This window comes from Halorussus litoreus, from assembly GCF_003382685.1.
Taxonomy (GTDB): domain Archaea; phylum Halobacteriota; class Halobacteria; order Halobacteriales; family Haladaptataceae; genus Halorussus; species Halorussus litoreus.
Genome location: NZ_QLVG01000055.1, coordinates 22289 through 38905 on the forward strand (window position 1 = coordinate 22289; position 16617 = coordinate 38905).

A 16617-nucleotide genomic window follows, 5' to 3' on the forward strand; every position below is an offset into this window, starting at 1 on the left:
CACAAAAAAGAGTTTCCAAAACAGAAATCTGTTTTTGGCTATCCTAAAACTCGGGGCGAAGCGGTTCGGCGACGAGCTACTGCGGACTACTCGCCGCCGCGCCGTCGCATCTCGTGGCGGGTGAACTGCGGCGTCACCCGCGTTCCCTTGCGCTTGCGGAACGTCCGGTAGAGCATGACCGCGACGCCGAGCGAGAACGTCGCCGCGACCGCGGCCGCCCGGACCTCCGTGGTGGCGTAGAGGAACGCGGTCGAGAACGCGCCCGACGCCAGCAACATCCCGTAGACGAGCCGCTTGGCGAGTCGCTCGAACACGTCGTTGCTGTCCTCGACGTCCGCGCGAACGTAGAAGTCGTCGCGGTCGATGCGGTCGAGCGCGTCCTCGAGCTTGGGCGGGACGCGCACCGACGACTCCACCGACCGCCGGAGCTGGTCGCCCGTCTCGGTGGCGTACTGCCGGATGGTCTCCTCGCGGTAGCCCTGCTCGCTGAGGTAGTCGGTCGCGACCGAGATGAAGTCGAAGTCCGTGTCGAGCGTGACACAGACCCCTTCGACGACCGTGGCGACCCGGAGTACGAGCGCGAGGTTCGACGGCAGTCGGAGCGGGAACTCGTAGATGGTGTCCTCGACCTGGGAGACGATCTGCTGAACGCGGTAGGTCTCGATGTTCTCGCCACGAGCGTCCTCGATGGCGAGTTCCATCACCTGTCCCATCGTCTCGCGGTCGGCCTCGGGACTGAGCGTCCCCATCTCGACGAGCGCGTCGAGGATACCGTCGATGTCCCGATTCGCGACCGAGACGTAGAAGTCGACGATCTTGTTCTGGACGAACTCGTCGACCCGTCCGGACATGCCGAAGTCGTAGAAGACGATGGTGCCATCGTCACAGACCGCGAGATTACCCGGATGTGGGTCGGCGTGGAACACGCCGTCCTCCAGCATCATCTGGAGATAGGCTCGCTGGAGATTCACCGCGACCTCGTGGCGGTCGATTCCCAGCGCGTCGAGCTCCTCGACGTCGTTGATCTTCGTCCCCTCGATGTACTCCATGGTCAGCACGCGCGGCCCGGAGTGGGATTCCAGCACCGCCGGAATCGCCACGGCGTCGTCGCCCTCGAAGTTGGCCCGGATCTCTGCCAGCATCTCGGCCTCCCGCTCGTAGTCCATCTCCTGTCGGATGACCCGGCCGAACTCCTCGGCGAGGGTCTCTAGCGAGAACGCCCGGGCGTCGCCGACGAAGTACAGCAGCACCGGCAACGACCACCGGACGACCTGGAGGTCGGCCGCGACGAGGTCCTCGATGTCGGGCCGACGGACCTTCACGGCCACCTCCCGGTCGTCGACCCTCGCGGTGTACACCTGTCCGAGGCTCGCGCCCGAGATGGCGTCGGTGTCGAAGTCGTCGAACCGCTCTTCGACGGGGCCGACCTCTTCTTCGAGGACGACCCGGGCGTCGGCCCACGGCGCGGGCGGCACCTCGTCCTGCAACTGGGCGAGGACCTCGACGTACTCGGGCGGGAGCACGTCGGGGCGGGTCGAGAGCAGTTGGCCGAGCTTGATGAACGTCGGGCCGAGCGTCAGCAGCGACTCCAGCAGGGTCTCGGCCCGCTCGACTCGCGTCTCGCTGTCGACACGGCGAGAGCGTCCGAACAGCAGGAATCGGCGACGGTCGCGGGCGTAGCTCACCAGCAGCGGCAGGAAGTGATACGCCACGACGAAGAACCGTCGGTAGGCGCGGAGTTCGACCAGTGTGACCACCCCGCGTGGTCACCGACCGGTGATGGGGATTTCCTGCTCCGGCGAGGCCGACCGCTTGGGCAGGCGCAGCTCCAGCACGCCCCGGTCGATGGTCGCCTTCGCGCCCGCGCCGGTCGCGTCCGGTGGGAGCGGCAGGTCGGCGTCGAGGAACAGCGAGCGCTCCTCCTGGAGGTACGAGAAGTCCATCGGCACGTCCTTCTCCCGGCGCGCCTCGATTTCGAGTCGCCCGTCGGCGACGCTCACGTCGACCGTCTCCTCGGTGACCCCCGGCAGGTCGACGACCAGCAGGTAGTCGTCGTCGCTCTCGAGCAGGTCGGCGAACACCGCGTCCGGCAACTCCCGCATCGCATCGCGAAGCGCTGACATACCTCCGTGTTGGGACGGAAGGGCGAAAAAGGGTGTGGTCCGAGCGGCACGCTCCCACGGGTTTCGGGCGAGCAGCGGTTCCCACACGCTTTTGCCCGCGGCAAGCGGATTTCTACGCATGAGCGAAGAGCAACCGGACCGCAAGCAGTCCGGGTTCAAGGACAGGACTCGCCTCGCCGAGGCCCGCGAGCGCCTCCTCGACGCGGTCGAGGTCCACGACCGGACCGAGGAGATCCCGCTCCGGTCGGCCGACGGGCGGGTGCTCGCCGAGGCGGTCGTCGCGGCCCGGAACGTGCCACACTACCCCCGCGCCGCGATGGACGGTTACGCGGTCAGGGCCGCGGACACGTTCGGCGCGAGCGACCGGTCGCCGGAAGTGCTCCGTCGCGCTGGCGAGGCAGGCGAGGCCGATGAAGGGAACGAAATGAGAGCGAACGCCGCGGTCAGAGTTCACACGGGGAGCGAACTCCCCGCGGGCGCGGACGCGGTGGTGATGATCGAACAAACAGACGAGTTCGGAAATGAGGTCGAGGTGTTCGACGCCGTCGCGGAGGGCGAGAACGTCGCACCCGTGGGCGAGGACGTCGAGCGAGGCCAGCAGCTCTACGAGGCAGGTCATCGTCTGCGACCGTCCGACCTCGGCCTCCTGCGGTCGGTCGGCGTCGAGACGGTCGCGGTGCGCGAGCGCCCCACCGTCGGGGTGATCCCGACCGGCGAGGAGTTGGTCGACTCGGACCCCGGACCGGGCGAGGTCGTCGAGACCAACGGCCTGACGGTCTCGCAGTTCGTCGAGCGGTGGGGCGGCGAGGCCACCTACCGCGACGTGGTGACCGACGACCCCGACGCGCTCCGGGCCGCGGTCCAGCGCGACCTCGCGACGGACGTGGTGGTCACCATCGGCGGCTCCTCGGTCGGCGAGCGCGACTTGCTCCCCGAGGTGGTGTCGGAGCTCGGCGAGGTGCTGTTCCACGGCGTCGCGCTCAAGCCCGGCCACCCGGTCGCCGCGGGCGTGGTCGAAGACACCCCGGTCGTCATGCTCCCCGGCTACCCCGTGGCCTCAATCGTGAACGCGGTCCAGTTCCTCCGGCCCGCGCTGAAGGCGGCCGGCGGGCTTCCGCTCGACTCCCTGCCGACGACCGAGGCGCGACTCGACCGGAAGATCCGAAGCGAGCCGGGAATCCGGACGTTCGCGCGGGTGAAAATAGACGAGGGCGGTGGCGAACTGACTGCGACCCCGACCAGCGCCTCCGGTTCGGGCGTGCTGTCGAGCGTGGCGCTCTCGGACGGCTGGGTCGTCGTGCCAGAGGGCCGCGAGGGGATTCCGGAAGGTGAAATCGTCGCGGTTCAGGACTGGGAGGCGCTTCCATGAGACGACGAGTGAATCGATGCAACCGAGGGAACGTCAGATGTGACGCCGGTGTCGAACGGTCTCGTGTGCGCGACCGCAGGAGTGCGCGGGACGGCGACGGCCTTCATGGCGCGCCAAATCGCGCGAAGTCTGCGCGAGTGGAACGAGCGCAGGCTCGGCAGACGCAGCCCGCCCAGGAGCGCAGCGACAAGCAGGACCGTCTGCCGGTGGACGAGCACCGGAACGCAGTGAGGAGCGCAGGAGGCTGGCGGGGTTCGAGGCTCACACTCGGTGGGGCTGACCACCGGGTTTCGCCCGATTCGACCAACTGCCGTCTGGGTGGACTGAAAGGGGCCGCCCGCTCGCGGGCCGCAGTCCCGTGGTCGTCTGAGCGCGGCCACTATCTCGCGGGCGCAGTTCTGCGCCCGCGAGATATCCCGCTCAGCGACCGCGAGCGGGCGGGGGCTTTCAACGACGTGTTCCTGCGAGCGCTACCCTCCTCAAGAGATACTCCAGTGTCAACTCCGAACGCGCCGACTATGCCAAACACAGGTGATGATAGATGACCGATAGAAAAGAGTTCCGCGACCTCTCGGACCCAGAAGACGCCAGAGACGCAATCGCCAGCCTCGACCTCACACCGGACCCCGAGACGGTCCCGCTTGCCGACGCCCGCGGGCGAGTCCTCGCCGAGCGAATCGACGCCGACCTCGACGTGCCGGGGTTCGACCGCGCGAGCATGGACGGCTACGCGGTGCGCGCCCGCGACACCTTCGGCGCGGACGAGACCGACCCGGAAGTCCTCGACCTCGCTGGGACGGTCCACGCGGGCGAGAAGCCCGACGTCGAGGTCGCGGAAGGCGAGGCGGTCGAGATTTCCACGGGTGCCGTGATGCCGCCCGGCGCGGACGCCGTGGTGATGGTCGAGCGAACTGACGAGGTGGCCGAGCGCGCTGCCGTCGAGATTCGAACCGCGGTCGCGCCGGGCGACCACGTGATGCTCGCTGGCGCGGACGTGGCCGCCGGCGAGCGCGCGCTCGGCCCCGGAACCCGGCTCACGCCCCGCGAGATCGGACTGCTCTCGGCGCTCGGCGTCGATTCGGTCCCAGTCCGAGCCAAGCCCACCGTCGGCATCGTCTCGACCGGCGACGAACTCGTCCGGCCCGGCAGGGACCTCGATAGCGACGCGGGCCAGATCTACGACGTGAACAGCTACACCGTCGCCACCGCGGTCGAGGAGGCGGGCGGCGAGCCCGAACTCTACCCCCACGCGGGTGACGACTACGACGAGATGGAGCGCATCCTCCGCGAGGCGGCCGACGAGTGCGACCTCGTGCTGTCGTCCGGGTCGACCAGCGCGAGCGCGGTGGACGTCATCTATCAGGTCATCGAGGAGCGGGGCGAACTCCTGCTCCACGGCGTCTCGGTCAAGCCCGGCAAACCGATGCTTGTCGGGCGATTGGAAGACTCCGCGTACGTCGGCCTGCCGGGCTACCCAGTCTCGGCGCTCACCATCTTCCGGACGTTCGTCGCGCCGGCAATCCGCGAGGCCGCAGGTGTTCCGGAGCCCGCCACTGCGACCGTCGAGGCCCGGATGGCCGCCGAGGAGCGCTACGGCGAAGGACGGATGCGGCTGATGCCCGTCGGCCTCACAGCGACCGAAGATGGCGACCTGCTCGCGTACCCCACCGACAAGGGGAGCGGCGCGACCACCAGCCTCGTCGAGGCCGACGGCGTGGTCGAGGTCCCGGCCGACACCGCCTATCTCGCGAAGGACGAATCGGTGACGGTCCAGTTGTTCTCGCCGGACGTGCGCCCGCCCACGGTGTTCGGCGTCGGCGAGGACGACCCCGCGCTGGCGCGCCTGCTCGACTCGCTGGAGCGACCCCGCTACCTCGCGGTCGGCTCCCGGGGGGGCCTGCGCCGCCTGCGCGACGGCGTGCCGGACTTCGCGGTCGCGACCGCGGGCGACGGAGAACGCGACGCGGCCGACGCCGAAGAACTCGCCAGCTACGAGCGCGAGTGGGGACTGGTCGTCCCGGCCGGAAACCCGACGGAAATCGCCGGGATCGCGGACCTCGTGGACCGGAACCTGCGCTTCGTCAATCGGGGGAGCGACTCGGGCCTCAGAACGAACCTCGCGAATTCGCTCGCCGACCTCGCCGACGAACGGGGCACCACTCGCCGCGACCTGACGGAAGCCATCGACGGCTTCGAACTCGCCGCGAAGGCTCACGAGAGCCCGGCCAGAAAGGTCGCCGGGGGCCAAGCGGACGCGGGACTCGGACTGCGCGCGACCGCCGAGAAGCTGAGCCTCGGGTTCGTGCCGGTCGGGACCGAGACGGTCCGCGTGTTGGCGAACCCCGAGCGCGCGGGGAAGGCTGGCGTCCGGGAACTAGAGCGCGCGCTGGACGACGAACTGGACGCCATCCTCTCGGAACTGCCGGGGTTCGACCGGTAGCGCTCGGTGTACCCTTCCACGAGAAGCGCCCCGTGCGCATTCCACCGGGATGCGCTCGGTGACGCCTTCTACCGGATGCGACCGGTGACCCGAGCAACCGGTCTGGGTGGACTGAAAGGGGCCGCCCGCTCGCGCTCGTCTTGGTCGCCTCAGCGGCCCCTATCTGAGTGAGCGAAGCGAACGAGGATATGTCGCTGAGCGACTGCGAGCGGGCGGGGGCTTTCAAAACGTTCTCCATCTGGGTTGTCGCCCCACCAGAATCGACTGAGACGTAAAGCGAGCGGGCGGGGGCTTTCAAACCAGTCTCAATAACTGCAGCTGGGACTGCTTCTGCCCGCGAGAATCGAAGTTGAAAACCGCTCACTCTGAAGTCGGCATCGCCAGCAACTCCTCGAAGTTCTCCACGCGATAGTCCCCCAGAACGCACTGCTGGCGGTGGGCGTGGCCGTGGCGCTCGACGTGGACCGCGTCGAGGCCGGCGTTCCACGCCGCACCCACGTCGCTCGCGCCGTCACCCGCGTACACCCCGTCGTGCCCATTGTCGGGAACGCCGATCTGCTGGCGCGCGTGATGGAGCGGTGCGGGGTCGGGCTTCCATCCGAGGTCCTCGTCGCAGCAGATGACGGTGTCGAACCAGTCGCGGATGCCGAGTTCGTCGAGCACCGGGTTCGCGAGGAACGGCTGGCAGTGGGTGACCAGTCCGACCGGGCAGTCGAGGTCGGCGACGAATTCGGCATCGTCGTAGAGGAACGTCTTCTCGGCCCGACGTCTCGAGTCCTCGATCTCGTGGAAAACGGGCCAGAAGTCCGCCGGGTCGACCCCCCACTCGCGGAGCTGGTCGTTGCGGCTCCCGCCGAGGCCGTGCCAGAGGATCTCGGCCTCGCGGTTGGTGAACTCTCGGCCGAGGCGGGTGCCGACCCGGTCGAACACCGACCGCGGATACGACCAGTCCACGTCGACGAGGGTACCGTCGAGGTCGAGCAACCAGTAATCGTACTCTCGGGCGACCATGGGGACAGACGTGTAAGCGCCGGGGGAAAATAAACGTTTTCCGAAACGACGCGCCGGGGCTACGATCTCTCGACTTCGAGCGAACTTCCGAGGTACTTGTTCAGCACCGCCGACACCGAATCGGCGTTGAACTGCGCGAGGTCGTCGCCGATCTCGTCTTTCAGCGCGTCCAGATACTCCTCGTCGGTCTCCAGCGCGCGGTACTCGACCGACAGCACGGTCACACTCCGCGTGTCCGTCGTGCCCAGCGCGTCCTCGGTCAGCCGCCTGAAGTGGTCGGCGTCGTTTATCTCGCCGCGCCAGAGGTTGTCCCGGAAGAAGAGCCAGCCGTCCTCGCCCGGCGGGTCGGCCTCCCGGTAGAGCCGCGTCTCGAACTCGTCGGGGGCGACTGACACCCCGCCGACTGCGGGGTCGAGCCGAAATCGGACCGCGAAGACGTACCGTGCGTCCATGATTGGGCTCGCTCTCCGAAATCACCGGATGTCGTCGGCGAGCTCGGCCATCTCGACGTCGGCGTCGGTGATCCCGCCCTCCTCGTGGCTGGTGAACCGGACCTCGACCTCCTTATAGCGGATCTCGATTGTCGGATGGTGGAACTCCTCTTCTGCGAGTTCGCCGAGTTCGGTCGCGAACGCCACTCCCTTCAGGTAGTCTTCGAACTCGTAGACGCGGACGATCTCGTCGTCGACGCGGTCCCAGTCGCTGGGTAGCTGTGCCTCGATTTCGTCGTCGGAGAGTAGCTCCGCCATGCGTGAACGTTGGGCGCGATAGCTGATAAAGTTCGGTGGCGAGCCGAGTATTCGTGACGGGATAGAAATAGTAAATTTATACGTTTCCAGTATTTTCGACTAAATAGACGCGACTGACAGAACTACCGATGAGTGGACGGGGATGGTTTCGGAGGCAATCTCGTCGTCGCTCTACCTCGAATTCGATTGAAGGACGGTCGTTGCGGGCGAGAAAGTAACCGGAAATCTCGACTGAGTTGAGGAGGGCGTCAATCGTCCTCGCCAGCTACTTCCGCGGTCACGTCGTCGGACATCTGCTCGGCGATTTCGTCGGGAACGTCGTCGTCGCCCAACCGCTCGCGGACGAACGCCGGCGGTTCAGCGGCCGCGTTCCCACCGCCGGGCGCATCCGCGTCGTCCCCGAAGCCGGGGTCGAACAGCTGGAGCGCGGTGTTGATGGTCGTCCAGTCGTCCTCCGCGGCGGCGTCGCGCAGGCTCTTGGTCGGGGCCGCGAGCAACTGGGACACCAGCGCGTCGGCCATCGAGGCGACGACCTCGCGCTGGTCCGCCGAGAGGTCCCCGTGCGCGTCGAGCTTGGTCAGCGCTTCGGAGAGTTCGCGCTCCTTGACGCGCTCTGCGCTCTCGTACATCGCGGAGACGACCTCGTCGGCGCGCTTGCGCTTGTACCCCTCCAGCAGGCGGTCGAACTCCCGGTCGATCATGGCCTCGACCGACTCGGCGGCGGCGCGTCGCCGCCGCGCGGTCTCGTCGGTGACGGTCTCCAGTGCGGTCATGTCGAACACCGACACGCCGGCGAGCGCGTTCGCGGCGGGCGCGACGTCACGGGGCTGGGCGATGTCGACCACCAGTAGCTCCCCAGCGTCAGCGAAGTCCTCGGCGTCGAGCACGTGACTCTCGCTCCCGGTGGCGCTGACCACCGCGTCCGCGTCGGCCAGCGCGGCGTCGAAGTCGTCGAGCGCGACCGCGCGGGCCTCGTCGGCGTCCACCTCGCCGGCGAGTTCCCCGGCGCGTTCCGGAGTGCGGTTGGCGACGTAGAGCGTCTCCACGTCGGCGTCCGCGAGCGCGTGGGCCGCGACGGTGCCCATCTCGCCGGCACCCACGACCACGGCGGTGCCCGCGGCGAGGTCGGTCTCGGTTTCGAGCAGTTCGACCGCCGCGCTGCCGACCGACACCGCGCCCTCGTTGATCGCGGTCTCGGTCCGGGCTCGCTCGCCGACGTGGATGGCCTTCGTCACCGCGTCGTCGAGTATCGGGCCGAGAGCGCCCGCCTCCGCTGCGACACTTTGGGCGTCGCGCAACTGGCCGAGAATCTGGTCCTCGCCGAGCACGAGCGATTCGAGCCCGCTCGCCACCCGCATGAGGTGGCGCAGGCTCTCCTCGTGGCTCATCTCGACGACGGAGTGGTCGCCCACGTCGGGCGCGAAGTCGTCGAGCACCGCTCGCCCGGTCGCCGCGGCGTCGGTCACCACGTACGCCTCGAAGCGGTTGCACGTCTGGAGCGCGAACGCCTCGCGGACCGGCGGCGCGTCTGTCAACCGGCTCAGCACGGTCTCGTCGTCGACGTGACAGGCGGCCTCGACGGTGTCGAGGCTGGCCTCGTCGTGGCTGACCCGGACGCCGGTGACGACTCCGGTCGCCGCGCTCACGGGGTACCCCTCGTAGAACGTCCGTCGGATAGAGAGCGTTTCGAAGTCATACTGTTGTCCTCACACCCACGTGCGGTCTCGTTTCCGGAGGTTGGAACGGCCCGTACGTAAAGCCTTCCAAACGCGAGAGGTCCACCGCTTCCCGCCGTCTCGCTGCTGTTCCCGTCGTCTCGTTGCTGTTCCCATCGTCTCGCTACTGGTCTCATGGTCTCGTTGCCTTTCTCGCCGTCTCCGCCGGTCACGACCCCTCGACGCCGGTCACGTCGAAGCCGAGTTCGCGCACGCCGTCGAGGATAGCTTCGTGGTCGGCACTGGCCTCGTAGTAGAACACCACGTCGAAGCTGCCCTCCCGGAGGAGCTGCTGGCACTCCCAGACGAACGACTCGTCGTCGAGCGTGAGCCCCTGATGCTGGTTCGAGGCGAACTCCGAGTCGTCGGTGCCCGAGTAGACGAACGTGTCTTTCGGGTCGTGGCCCGCGTGCTCGGCGATGATCTCGCCCACGTCGACGGTCGCCTGGTGCATCTCGACGTCCTCGTCGCCGCCGAAGTCGGTGTGGACGACCGCACCGTTCAGTTCGATCTCGCCCGGTTCGAGCAACTGCTTGGTGCGTCGGTAGAGCTCCTCGTCGAGCGCGTCTTCCATGTCCGAAGCAAGCCGACCGGCGGTTAAACGCCCTGCGATTCGGCCGACAGAGAAGTCTCTACGCGGGTCGCTCCAAGAAAATCACTGTTCGACTGGGTACCGCTACAGACGCGTGAGATTCGTCGCGCGTGGTCCCTTGTCGGCCTGTTCGATGTCGAATTCGACTTCCTGCCCCTCCTCGAGATCGGGACCGCCGACGTCTTCCATGTGGAAGAAGACGTCTTCCTCCGAATCCTCGCTGTCGATGAAGCCGTATCCGCCAGTGTCGTTGAAGAAATCGACCGTACCTTTCGCCATTGCGTTCGACCGTATGTCGCCCCACACTTAAAAAGGTATGCCACACGGTGTATCTGATTTGTGAGTCTGTGAGTCGGGTATTCGGAGGGGAACCGAGTCGGTCGGGTGTCAAAAGGCTAATTGCGCTCGGCCGCGTCGGTGGGACCAACGGATGTTGAAGTGGGTACAGCGGCGCGTGGGAGTCGCCTACGAACGGCTTCTCCAGCGGGAGATTTCGGGGGCACCGACACACGTCGCCGTCATCCAGGACGGGAACAGACGATACGCCAGCAAGCAGGGCGAGGACGCCCCGGACGGCTATCGGGCGGGCGCACAGACGACCGAACGCGTGCTCGACTGGTGCAAGGACATCGGCGTCGAGGAACTGACGCTGTACGCCTTTTCGACCGAGAACTTCGACCGGCCCGAGAACCAGCAAGAGGTCCTGTTCGACCTCCTGGAGGAGAAGCTCTACGAGTTCGGCGACGACGACCGGGTCCACGACGGGAATGTCTGCATCCGCGCCATCGGCGACGTGGACCGACTTCCCGAGCGCGTCCGGGAGGCGGTCGACTACGCCGAGCGCCGGACCGCCCACTACGACGAGTTCACGCTCAACGTCGCGCTGGCGTACGGCGGTCGGAACGAACTCCTCGGCGCGGCTCGCGAGGTCGCCCGCGCGGTCGAGGACGGTGACCTCGCGCCGGCGGACATCGACGTGGCCGAGATCGAGGACCGTATCTACGACCGCCCGCTCCGGGACGTCGACCTCATCATCCGGACCGGCGGCGACGAGCGCACCTCGAACTTCCTGCCGTGGCACGCCAACGGCAACGAGGCCGCGGTGTTCTTCTGTACGCCGTACTGGCCGGAGTTCTCGAAGGTCGACTTCCTCCGGGCGGTCCGAACGTACGAGTCCCGCGAGGAGTCGTGGCGGCGCACCCGCGCCGAGCGCGCACTCGCGCTGGTGAAGGCCCTCGGCGGCGTGGAACTCGACGAGGCTCGCGGCGTCATAGAGCGCTTCCGAGGGAAGCTCCCCGAGGAGTCGGCCGCGGAGGAACTCGGTGTCGAAGAGCTAGACGTCGACGGGGAGCCGTCGTCGCTGGACTGAAATCGTTCAGTACGTGGCCACAGTTCCGGGGAGTATCAGAGACCTCTACCGCCCGAACCGACGCTGACGGTTCTTGTAGTCCAGCAGCGCGCGGACGTAGTCGCGCTTCCGGAAGTCCCGCCAGTTCACGTCGGTGAAGTACAGCTCCGAGTACACCGACTGCCAGATCATGAAGTCCGAGAGCCGCTCCGCGCCGGTCTTGAGGACCAGATCCGGATTCTCGGGGAACACGAGATGCTTGTCGACCTCGCTCTCGTCGATGTGCTCGGCGGACAGGTCACCAGCTTGCACGTCCTCGGCGATCTTCTGGACCGCGCCCGCGAACTCGTGCTTGCCGCCGAGGCCGATGGAGAACTGGATGGGCGCGTCGGCGCGCTGAGTGTCCTCGGGCCCGCGGACGGCGAGTTCGCGCGGGGCCGACACCCCTTCGAGTTCGCGCCGGAGCGTCGGGGCCGCCTCGGGGTCGAGCACGCCGACGTACACCGTCACGCGCTCGGCCCCGTAGTCGAACGCCCACTCGAAGAACGCTTCTAGCGTGGCGTACGCGCCCTGTTCGAGCAGGTCGCGCTCGGTGACGATGACGGCGACGTGGCTCGGGGGGTCGGCGTCGTGTCTCCGGAGTCGGGCGGCGAGATACCGGTCGTACAGTCCCACTAGCAGTGGCTTCGTGGGGGACCGTCCTAAACGTCACGGACTGTGGCGGCGTTGTGGAGTTCGGATGTTCCTTTTCGCCGGTTTGCGTGCCGACTGGTTGGGGAACCCCGACTGCGTCAGAAGCTACGACCGCAACAGCAACCGCAACCGCAACAGCAACCACGACCGTAACAGCAACCGCGACCGCAACAGCAACTGCGACCACTACGATTGCTTGAGCCTCGGCGTGGCCGCAACCGCACCGTCGGAGCACAGCTCCGACGAGCCTGCACTCGCTTCGCTCGTGCAGACACCGCAACCGCGACCGCGAGCCTCACACCTCCCCAACCGCGGCAGGTGCGCTGGCGCGACCGCGCCAGCGCACCTGCCGCCCTCGCGCGCGTTGCTCGCGCGCGCCGAGATTGTAAATTACCTCCAGCGTGCGCGGAGAGTATCGTCTCACGGTGTCGTCGCGAGCGGCGACTTCACCGAGCGCCCACGAATCCAGAGCCTTTTGACCGGGTGGGCCCAACTCCCTGCCGTGAACGAAGAGGTCATCCGGACGGGCTGCGGGTCGCTCGACGACCTGCTCGGCGGCGGGTTCGAGCGCGGAACCGTCACGCAGGTGTACGGCCCGCCCGCCGCGGGCAAGACCAACGTCGCCCTCGCGGCGGCCGTCGAGGTCGCGGCCGAGGGCGGAACCGCGGTGTACGTCGACACCGAGGGGCTGTCGCTGTCGCGGTTCGAGCAGGTCGCGCAGGCCCGTGCCGACGCCGCGAGCGAAGTGGGCGACGACGGCGATGCCGCCGACGACGTGGCGGGGCTCACCTCGCGCATCATCATCAAGGAGGCGATGGACTTCGACGAGCAGGAGGAAGCCGTGCGGGACGTGGCCGACCTCGCCGAGCGGGCCGACCTCGTCGTGCTCGACAGCGCCACCGGCTTCTACCGGCTCAAGCGCTCCGAAGACGAGGAGGGCGGCGAGGCGCTCCGCGAGGTCGCCAGTCAGGTCACCCACCTGCTGTCGCTGGCGCGCAAGCACGACCTCGCCGTGGTGCTGACGAATCAGGTGTACACCGACCCCGACGGTGACCGGGCGCGGGCGCTCGGCGGTCACACGCTCGAACACTGGACCGGCACTGTCGTCCGCATCGAGCGCTTCCGCGGCGGCAACCGCCGGGCGACACTGGAGAAACACCGCGCGAAGCCCGCGGGCGAGACCACCCGCTTCACGATCACGGACTCTGGACTCGAAGCTGCCGAGAATCGAACGCCGTAGAAGGTCGACACCGCAGGAACGGCGACGGAACCGCGTAGAAACGACTACTCCTCAACGAGCACCGCGTTCACGCCGCCGGTCTGGCCGGGCCGGGAGGTGACGCGGGCGTTCCCCTCGCTGGTCGCGATGACCGCGCCCTTGGTGACGATGTTCCGCCGGACGTAGTTCGGGTTCGCCGCGTTCTCGACGACGTCCTCGATTTCGGCCTCGACGGTCCCGTCGCCGGTGGCGACCTGCGCGACGTTCGTCGACAGCGCGCGGACCTTCTCGGTGTTGCCCCGGGCGTCGAGGGCGCGGAGCTTCGTCTTGCCGACCGTGGTCTCGGTGGGTTCGCGGCCCAGTTCGTACTTCTTCTTCTTGTGCTGCGGTCGGCGTCGTCCGCCCGTGCGCTTGCGCGTGGAGCGCCCTTGGTCTTTCATACCCGGGGAATCGGGTACGGGCGTACTTATATGCAACCTTTTGGACCCGGCGGACCCTTGAACTGTCCTCGACCCGGAACCGAGTATCGAAGAGAAAAACTCTCCAAAAAGTTCGATTGCATTCGAAATCCCTGTCTTTAAGTGGGGATGATGCACAACGTGTACTACGGAGGCATCATCGATGGCAAATGGCGCGAACACGGAGGAGAGCGTCACCGTCTCGCAGGTGATCGACCGCATCCCTGTCGGTCGATTCCACCGTCGCTTGCTGGCGATCTGCGGGAGCGCGTGGGCGTTCGACGGCATGGAGGTCATCATCATCAGCTTCACGCTCCCGGTGCTCATCGGCGCGTGGGAACTCTCGGGCTTCGCGGCCGGACTGCTCGGCAGCGCCAGCCTGATGGGGATGATCGCAGGCAACTGGCTCTGGGGCTGGTACGCCGACGAGTACGGCCGCGTCGACGCGTTCCAGTGGACGGTCCTCTCGTACTCGGTGTTTGCAGGGCTAACCGCCCTCGCCACCGGCTTCTACTCGGGGTTCGCGCTCCGATTCCTGACCGGCGTGGGGCTCGGCGGGGCGCTGGCGGTCGACACCTCGTACCTCTCCGAGCACCTGCCGACCGACCGGCGGGGGCGCTATCTCGTCTACCTCGACGCGTTCTGGCCGCTGGGCAACGTGTTCGCGGTGGTGCTCGCGTGGGTGTTCCTCTCGGCGCTTCCGACGGGCGGCACCATCGCCCTCCCGGTCGTCGGTGCTGTCGAGAGCTGGCGGCTGCTGTTCGCCAGTGCGTCGTTCCCCGCGCTGCTGGTGTTCGTCATCCGGAGCCAGTTGCGCGAGACGCCGTACTACCTCGCGCGCAGTGGCGACGTCGAGGGCGCGAACGAGCGCATCGAGGCCATCGCCGAGGAGAACGGCGAGGAGTTCACCCCGATCACCGCCAAGTCGGTCGAGACCGGCACCTCGGCGGGCTACTCGCGACTGTTCGAGCCCGACCTGCGCAAGCGCACCGCGATGATCGCGGCGGCGTGGTTCGCGGTCAACTTCGGCTACTACGGCGTGTTCATCTGGCTCCCGGACACGGTCGGCGCTGCGGGCGTGGTCGAGAGCGTCACGCTCGGCGGCGCGACGGTAGACGGGCTGTACGTCTACTTCCTGCTCATCGGCCTCGTCCAGTTCCCGGGCTACTTCAGCGCGGCGTACCTCGTCGAGAAGATCGGCCGAAAGCCCACGCTCGGGAGCTATCTCGCGCTCTCGGGCGTCTCGACGTTCCTGTTCGCGTCGGCGATGCCGGGCGTCTCGCTGTTCGGTGCCGGGTTCTCGGGCTTCTGGCCCTTCTTCGCCGGCCTGCTCGCGGCCAGCTTCTTCACTCTGGGCGCGTGGGGTGCCATTTACGCCTACACGCCCGAGTTGTTCCCGACCGAGGTCCGGGCCACCGGCAACGGGTTCGCGGGCGGGGTCGGCAAGATCGGGGCCGTTCTCGGCCCGATTCTGGCCGGCGCGCTCGTCGAGGTCGGCTACCTCGCCGCGCTCGCGCCCCTCGCGGTCGCGTTCGTCCTCGGCGGCATCGTGGTGTTCGCGTTCGGCCGCGAGACGATGGGCGAACCGCTGTTCTGAGGTCGGACTCCGGCGTTTCTTCCGCGTAGCGACTCCGAGTTCCGCGCCCCGAGGAACTTACGTCTGCGCGTCGAACGTCCACGCATGGGGTGGGTCCGTGAGTTCTCGTTCGACCGCGAGCGCATCGCGTGGTGGCTGGTCGCGCTCGCGCTGCTCGCCGCAGTCGGCTACGTCGTGTTCTCGTTCCTCGGAACGTTCCTGCTCGGATTGTTCGTCTACTACGCGACGCGTCCGATGTACCGACCGCTGCTCGACCGGATGCGCCAGCCGACCCTGACCGCCATCACGGCGCTGTTCGGACTCGCGCTGCCGGGAATCGTCCTGCTGGGGTACACCGTGGTCGTCAGCGTCCGGGAGCTGAGCGACCTGATCGGCGTGAATCGCTCGGAGTTCGAGGGGATGCTGGGCCCGTACGTCGACACCTCGCTGCTGCTCGACCCCGAACAGTTGCTCACCGCGGTGCAGGCCAACCCCGAGCAGTTCGTGACCGACCGGGGTGCAGCGGCCGTCGGCGACGTGCTCGCGTCCGTGGTCGCGATACTCGGCGTGCTCGCCAGCACCGCCATCGGCATCGTCATCGTGCTGGTCATCGCGTTCTACCTGCTCCGGGACGACCACAAGCTCGCGGCGTGGTTCCGAACCGACGTCGCGGGCCCCGACAGCCCGACGGTCGCGTTCGCCCGCGCGGTCGACCACGACCTGGAGACGGTGTACTTCGGCAACATCCTGACCGCGTTCGTCATCGCCATCGTCTCCGCCGTGGTGTATCACCTCCTCGACATCGCCGCGCCGGCGGTCGTCTCGGTCCCGTCGCCGACCCTGCTGGGCATGCTGACCGGCCTCACCAGCCTCGTTCCGGTCGTCGGCATGAAGCTGGTGTACGTCCCGCTCGGTATCGTGCTCGCGGTCGTCGCGGCCGTGACCGACCCCGGGCTGCTGTGGTTCCCCGCGCTCTTCCTGCTCGTCGCGTTCGTGGTCGTGGACACGATCCCGGAACTCGTCCTCCGGCCGTACGTCTCCGGGCGGGACCTCCACACCGGACTGATCTTGCTCGCGTACGTGCTCGGCCCGGTGCTGTTCGGCTGGTACGGCCTGTTCCTCGGGCCACTCCTGCTCGTGCTGGTGGTTCACTTCGTGCGCGTCATCGTGCCGGAGTTGGTCGAGCGCGGCGAGTTCGACGTGGAGCGCGGCGGTCCCACCAGCCCCGCCAGTCCCGACTCCGGGGTGGCGGCCGAGTCGTCGCCGAGCAGAAGCGGAGCACATCGTCGCGCTCGCGGTCGAGCGCCGGTGCCGGCGCTCGACC

At 67.7% G+C, this 16617-nt stretch carries 16 protein-coding genes; 6 read left to right on the plus strand and 10 right to left on the minus strand.

Features of this window, described 5'->3' with window-relative positions:
• Positions 1–86: 86 nt before the first annotated feature.
• Both DPQ64_RS15610 and DPQ64_RS15615 read right to left on the minus strand, forming a co-directional pair.
• Positions 87–1748 (minus strand): ABC1 kinase family protein, encoded by a 1662-nt coding sequence (locus tag DPQ64_RS15610; RefSeq protein WP_198662159.1) that lies wholly within the window; start codon positions 1746–1748, stop codon positions 87–89.
• A gap of 18 nt (positions 1749–1766) precedes the next feature.
• Positions 1767–2123: an Hsp20/alpha crystallin family protein gene (locus DPQ64_RS15615; RefSeq protein WP_115865244.1), complete on the minus strand. Its 357-nt coding sequence runs from the start codon at positions 2121–2123 to the stop codon at positions 1767–1769.
• 118 nt (positions 2124–2241) lie between these two features.
• On the opposite strand from DPQ64_RS15615, the gene DPQ64_RS15620 reads away from it, so the two are divergent.
• Together DPQ64_RS15620 and DPQ64_RS15625 are read left to right on the plus strand one after the other, a co-directional pair.
• Entirely contained in the window at positions 2242–3492 is a 1251-nt protein-coding gene (locus DPQ64_RS15620) for a molybdopterin molybdotransferase MoeA (RefSeq protein ID WP_115865245.1), read from the plus strand.
• Between the two features lie 541 nt (positions 3493–4033).
• Positions 4034–5932, plus strand: a complete 1899-nt coding sequence (locus DPQ64_RS15625; RefSeq protein WP_115865246.1) for a molybdopterin biosynthesis protein — start codon at positions 4034–4036, stop codon at positions 5930–5932.
• 360 nt (positions 5933–6292) lie between these two features.
• On the opposite strand, the gene DPQ64_RS15630 is transcribed toward DPQ64_RS15625, so the two are convergent.
• From DPQ64_RS15630 to DPQ64_RS15655, 6 genes are all read right to left on the minus strand, one after another.
• Positions 6293–6943: an HAD family hydrolase gene (locus tag DPQ64_RS15630; protein WP_115865247.1), complete on the minus strand. Its 651-nt coding sequence runs from the start codon at positions 6941–6943 to the stop codon at positions 6293–6295.
• Positions 6944–7002: 59 nt separating this feature from the next.
• Positions 7003–7395: an LWR-salt protein gene (gene lwrS, locus DPQ64_RS15635; RefSeq protein WP_115865248.1), complete on the minus strand. Its 393-nt coding sequence runs from the start codon at positions 7393–7395 to the stop codon at positions 7003–7005.
• 21 nt (positions 7396–7416) lie between these two features.
• Positions 7417–7692: a 4a-hydroxytetrahydrobiopterin dehydratase gene (locus tag DPQ64_RS15640; protein ID WP_115865249.1), complete on the minus strand. Its 276-nt coding sequence runs from the start codon at positions 7690–7692 to the stop codon at positions 7417–7419.
• A 248-nt stretch (positions 7693–7940) separates the two neighbouring features.
• Positions 7941–9338, minus strand: a complete 1398-nt coding sequence (hemA, locus tag DPQ64_RS15645) for a glutamyl-tRNA reductase (protein ID WP_115865250.1) — start codon at positions 9336–9338, stop codon at positions 7941–7943.
• Positions 9339–9576: 238 nt separating this feature from the next.
• Positions 9577–9981 carry a DUF5778 family protein gene (locus tag DPQ64_RS15650; protein ID WP_115865251.1) on the minus strand — a complete coding sequence of 135 codons (405 nt, stop codon included), beginning with the start codon at positions 9979–9981 and terminating at the stop codon, positions 9577–9579.
• A gap of 102 nt (positions 9982–10083) precedes the next feature.
• Positions 10084–10278, minus strand: coding sequence for a cold-shock protein (locus tag DPQ64_RS15655; protein WP_115865252.1), 195 nt, complete (start codon positions 10276–10278; stop codon positions 10084–10086).
• 151 nt (positions 10279–10429) lie between these two features.
• On the opposite strand from DPQ64_RS15655, the gene uppS reads away from it, so the two are divergent.
• Positions 10430–11368: a polyprenyl diphosphate synthase gene (uppS, locus tag DPQ64_RS15660; protein ID WP_115865253.1), complete on the plus strand. Its 939-nt coding sequence runs from the start codon at positions 10430–10432 to the stop codon at positions 11366–11368.
• A gap of 45 nt (positions 11369–11413) precedes the next feature.
• On the opposite strand, the gene DPQ64_RS15665 is transcribed toward uppS, so the two are convergent.
• Positions 11414–12022 carry an undecaprenyl diphosphate synthase family protein gene (locus tag DPQ64_RS15665; protein ID WP_115865254.1) on the minus strand — a complete coding sequence of 203 codons (609 nt, stop codon included), beginning with the start codon at positions 12020–12022 and terminating at the stop codon, positions 11414–11416.
• A gap of 520 nt (positions 12023–12542) precedes the next feature.
• Here DPQ64_RS15665 and radB point away from each other — a divergent pair.
• Positions 12543–13280: a DNA repair and recombination protein RadB gene (radB, locus tag DPQ64_RS19670; protein ID WP_115865255.1), complete on the plus strand. Its 738-nt coding sequence runs from the start codon at positions 12543–12545 to the stop codon at positions 13278–13280.
• 44 nt (positions 13281–13324) lie between these two features.
• Here radB and DPQ64_RS15675 read toward each other — a convergent pair whose 3' ends face one another.
• Positions 13325–13699, minus strand: a complete 375-nt coding sequence (locus tag DPQ64_RS15675) for a 30S ribosomal protein S8e (RefSeq protein ID WP_115865256.1) — start codon at positions 13697–13699, stop codon at positions 13325–13327.
• A 181-nt stretch (positions 13700–13880) separates the two neighbouring features.
• Between DPQ64_RS15675 and DPQ64_RS15680 the strand changes: the two genes are divergently transcribed.
• Positions 13881–15314, plus strand: coding sequence for an MFS transporter (locus tag DPQ64_RS15680; protein WP_115865257.1), 1434 nt, complete (start codon positions 13881–13883; stop codon positions 15312–15314).
• Positions 15315–15398: 84 nt separating this feature from the next.
• Positions 15399–16617: AI-2E family transporter (locus tag DPQ64_RS15685; RefSeq protein WP_157971749.1), on the plus strand; the 1219-nt coding region annotated here is incomplete at its 3' end.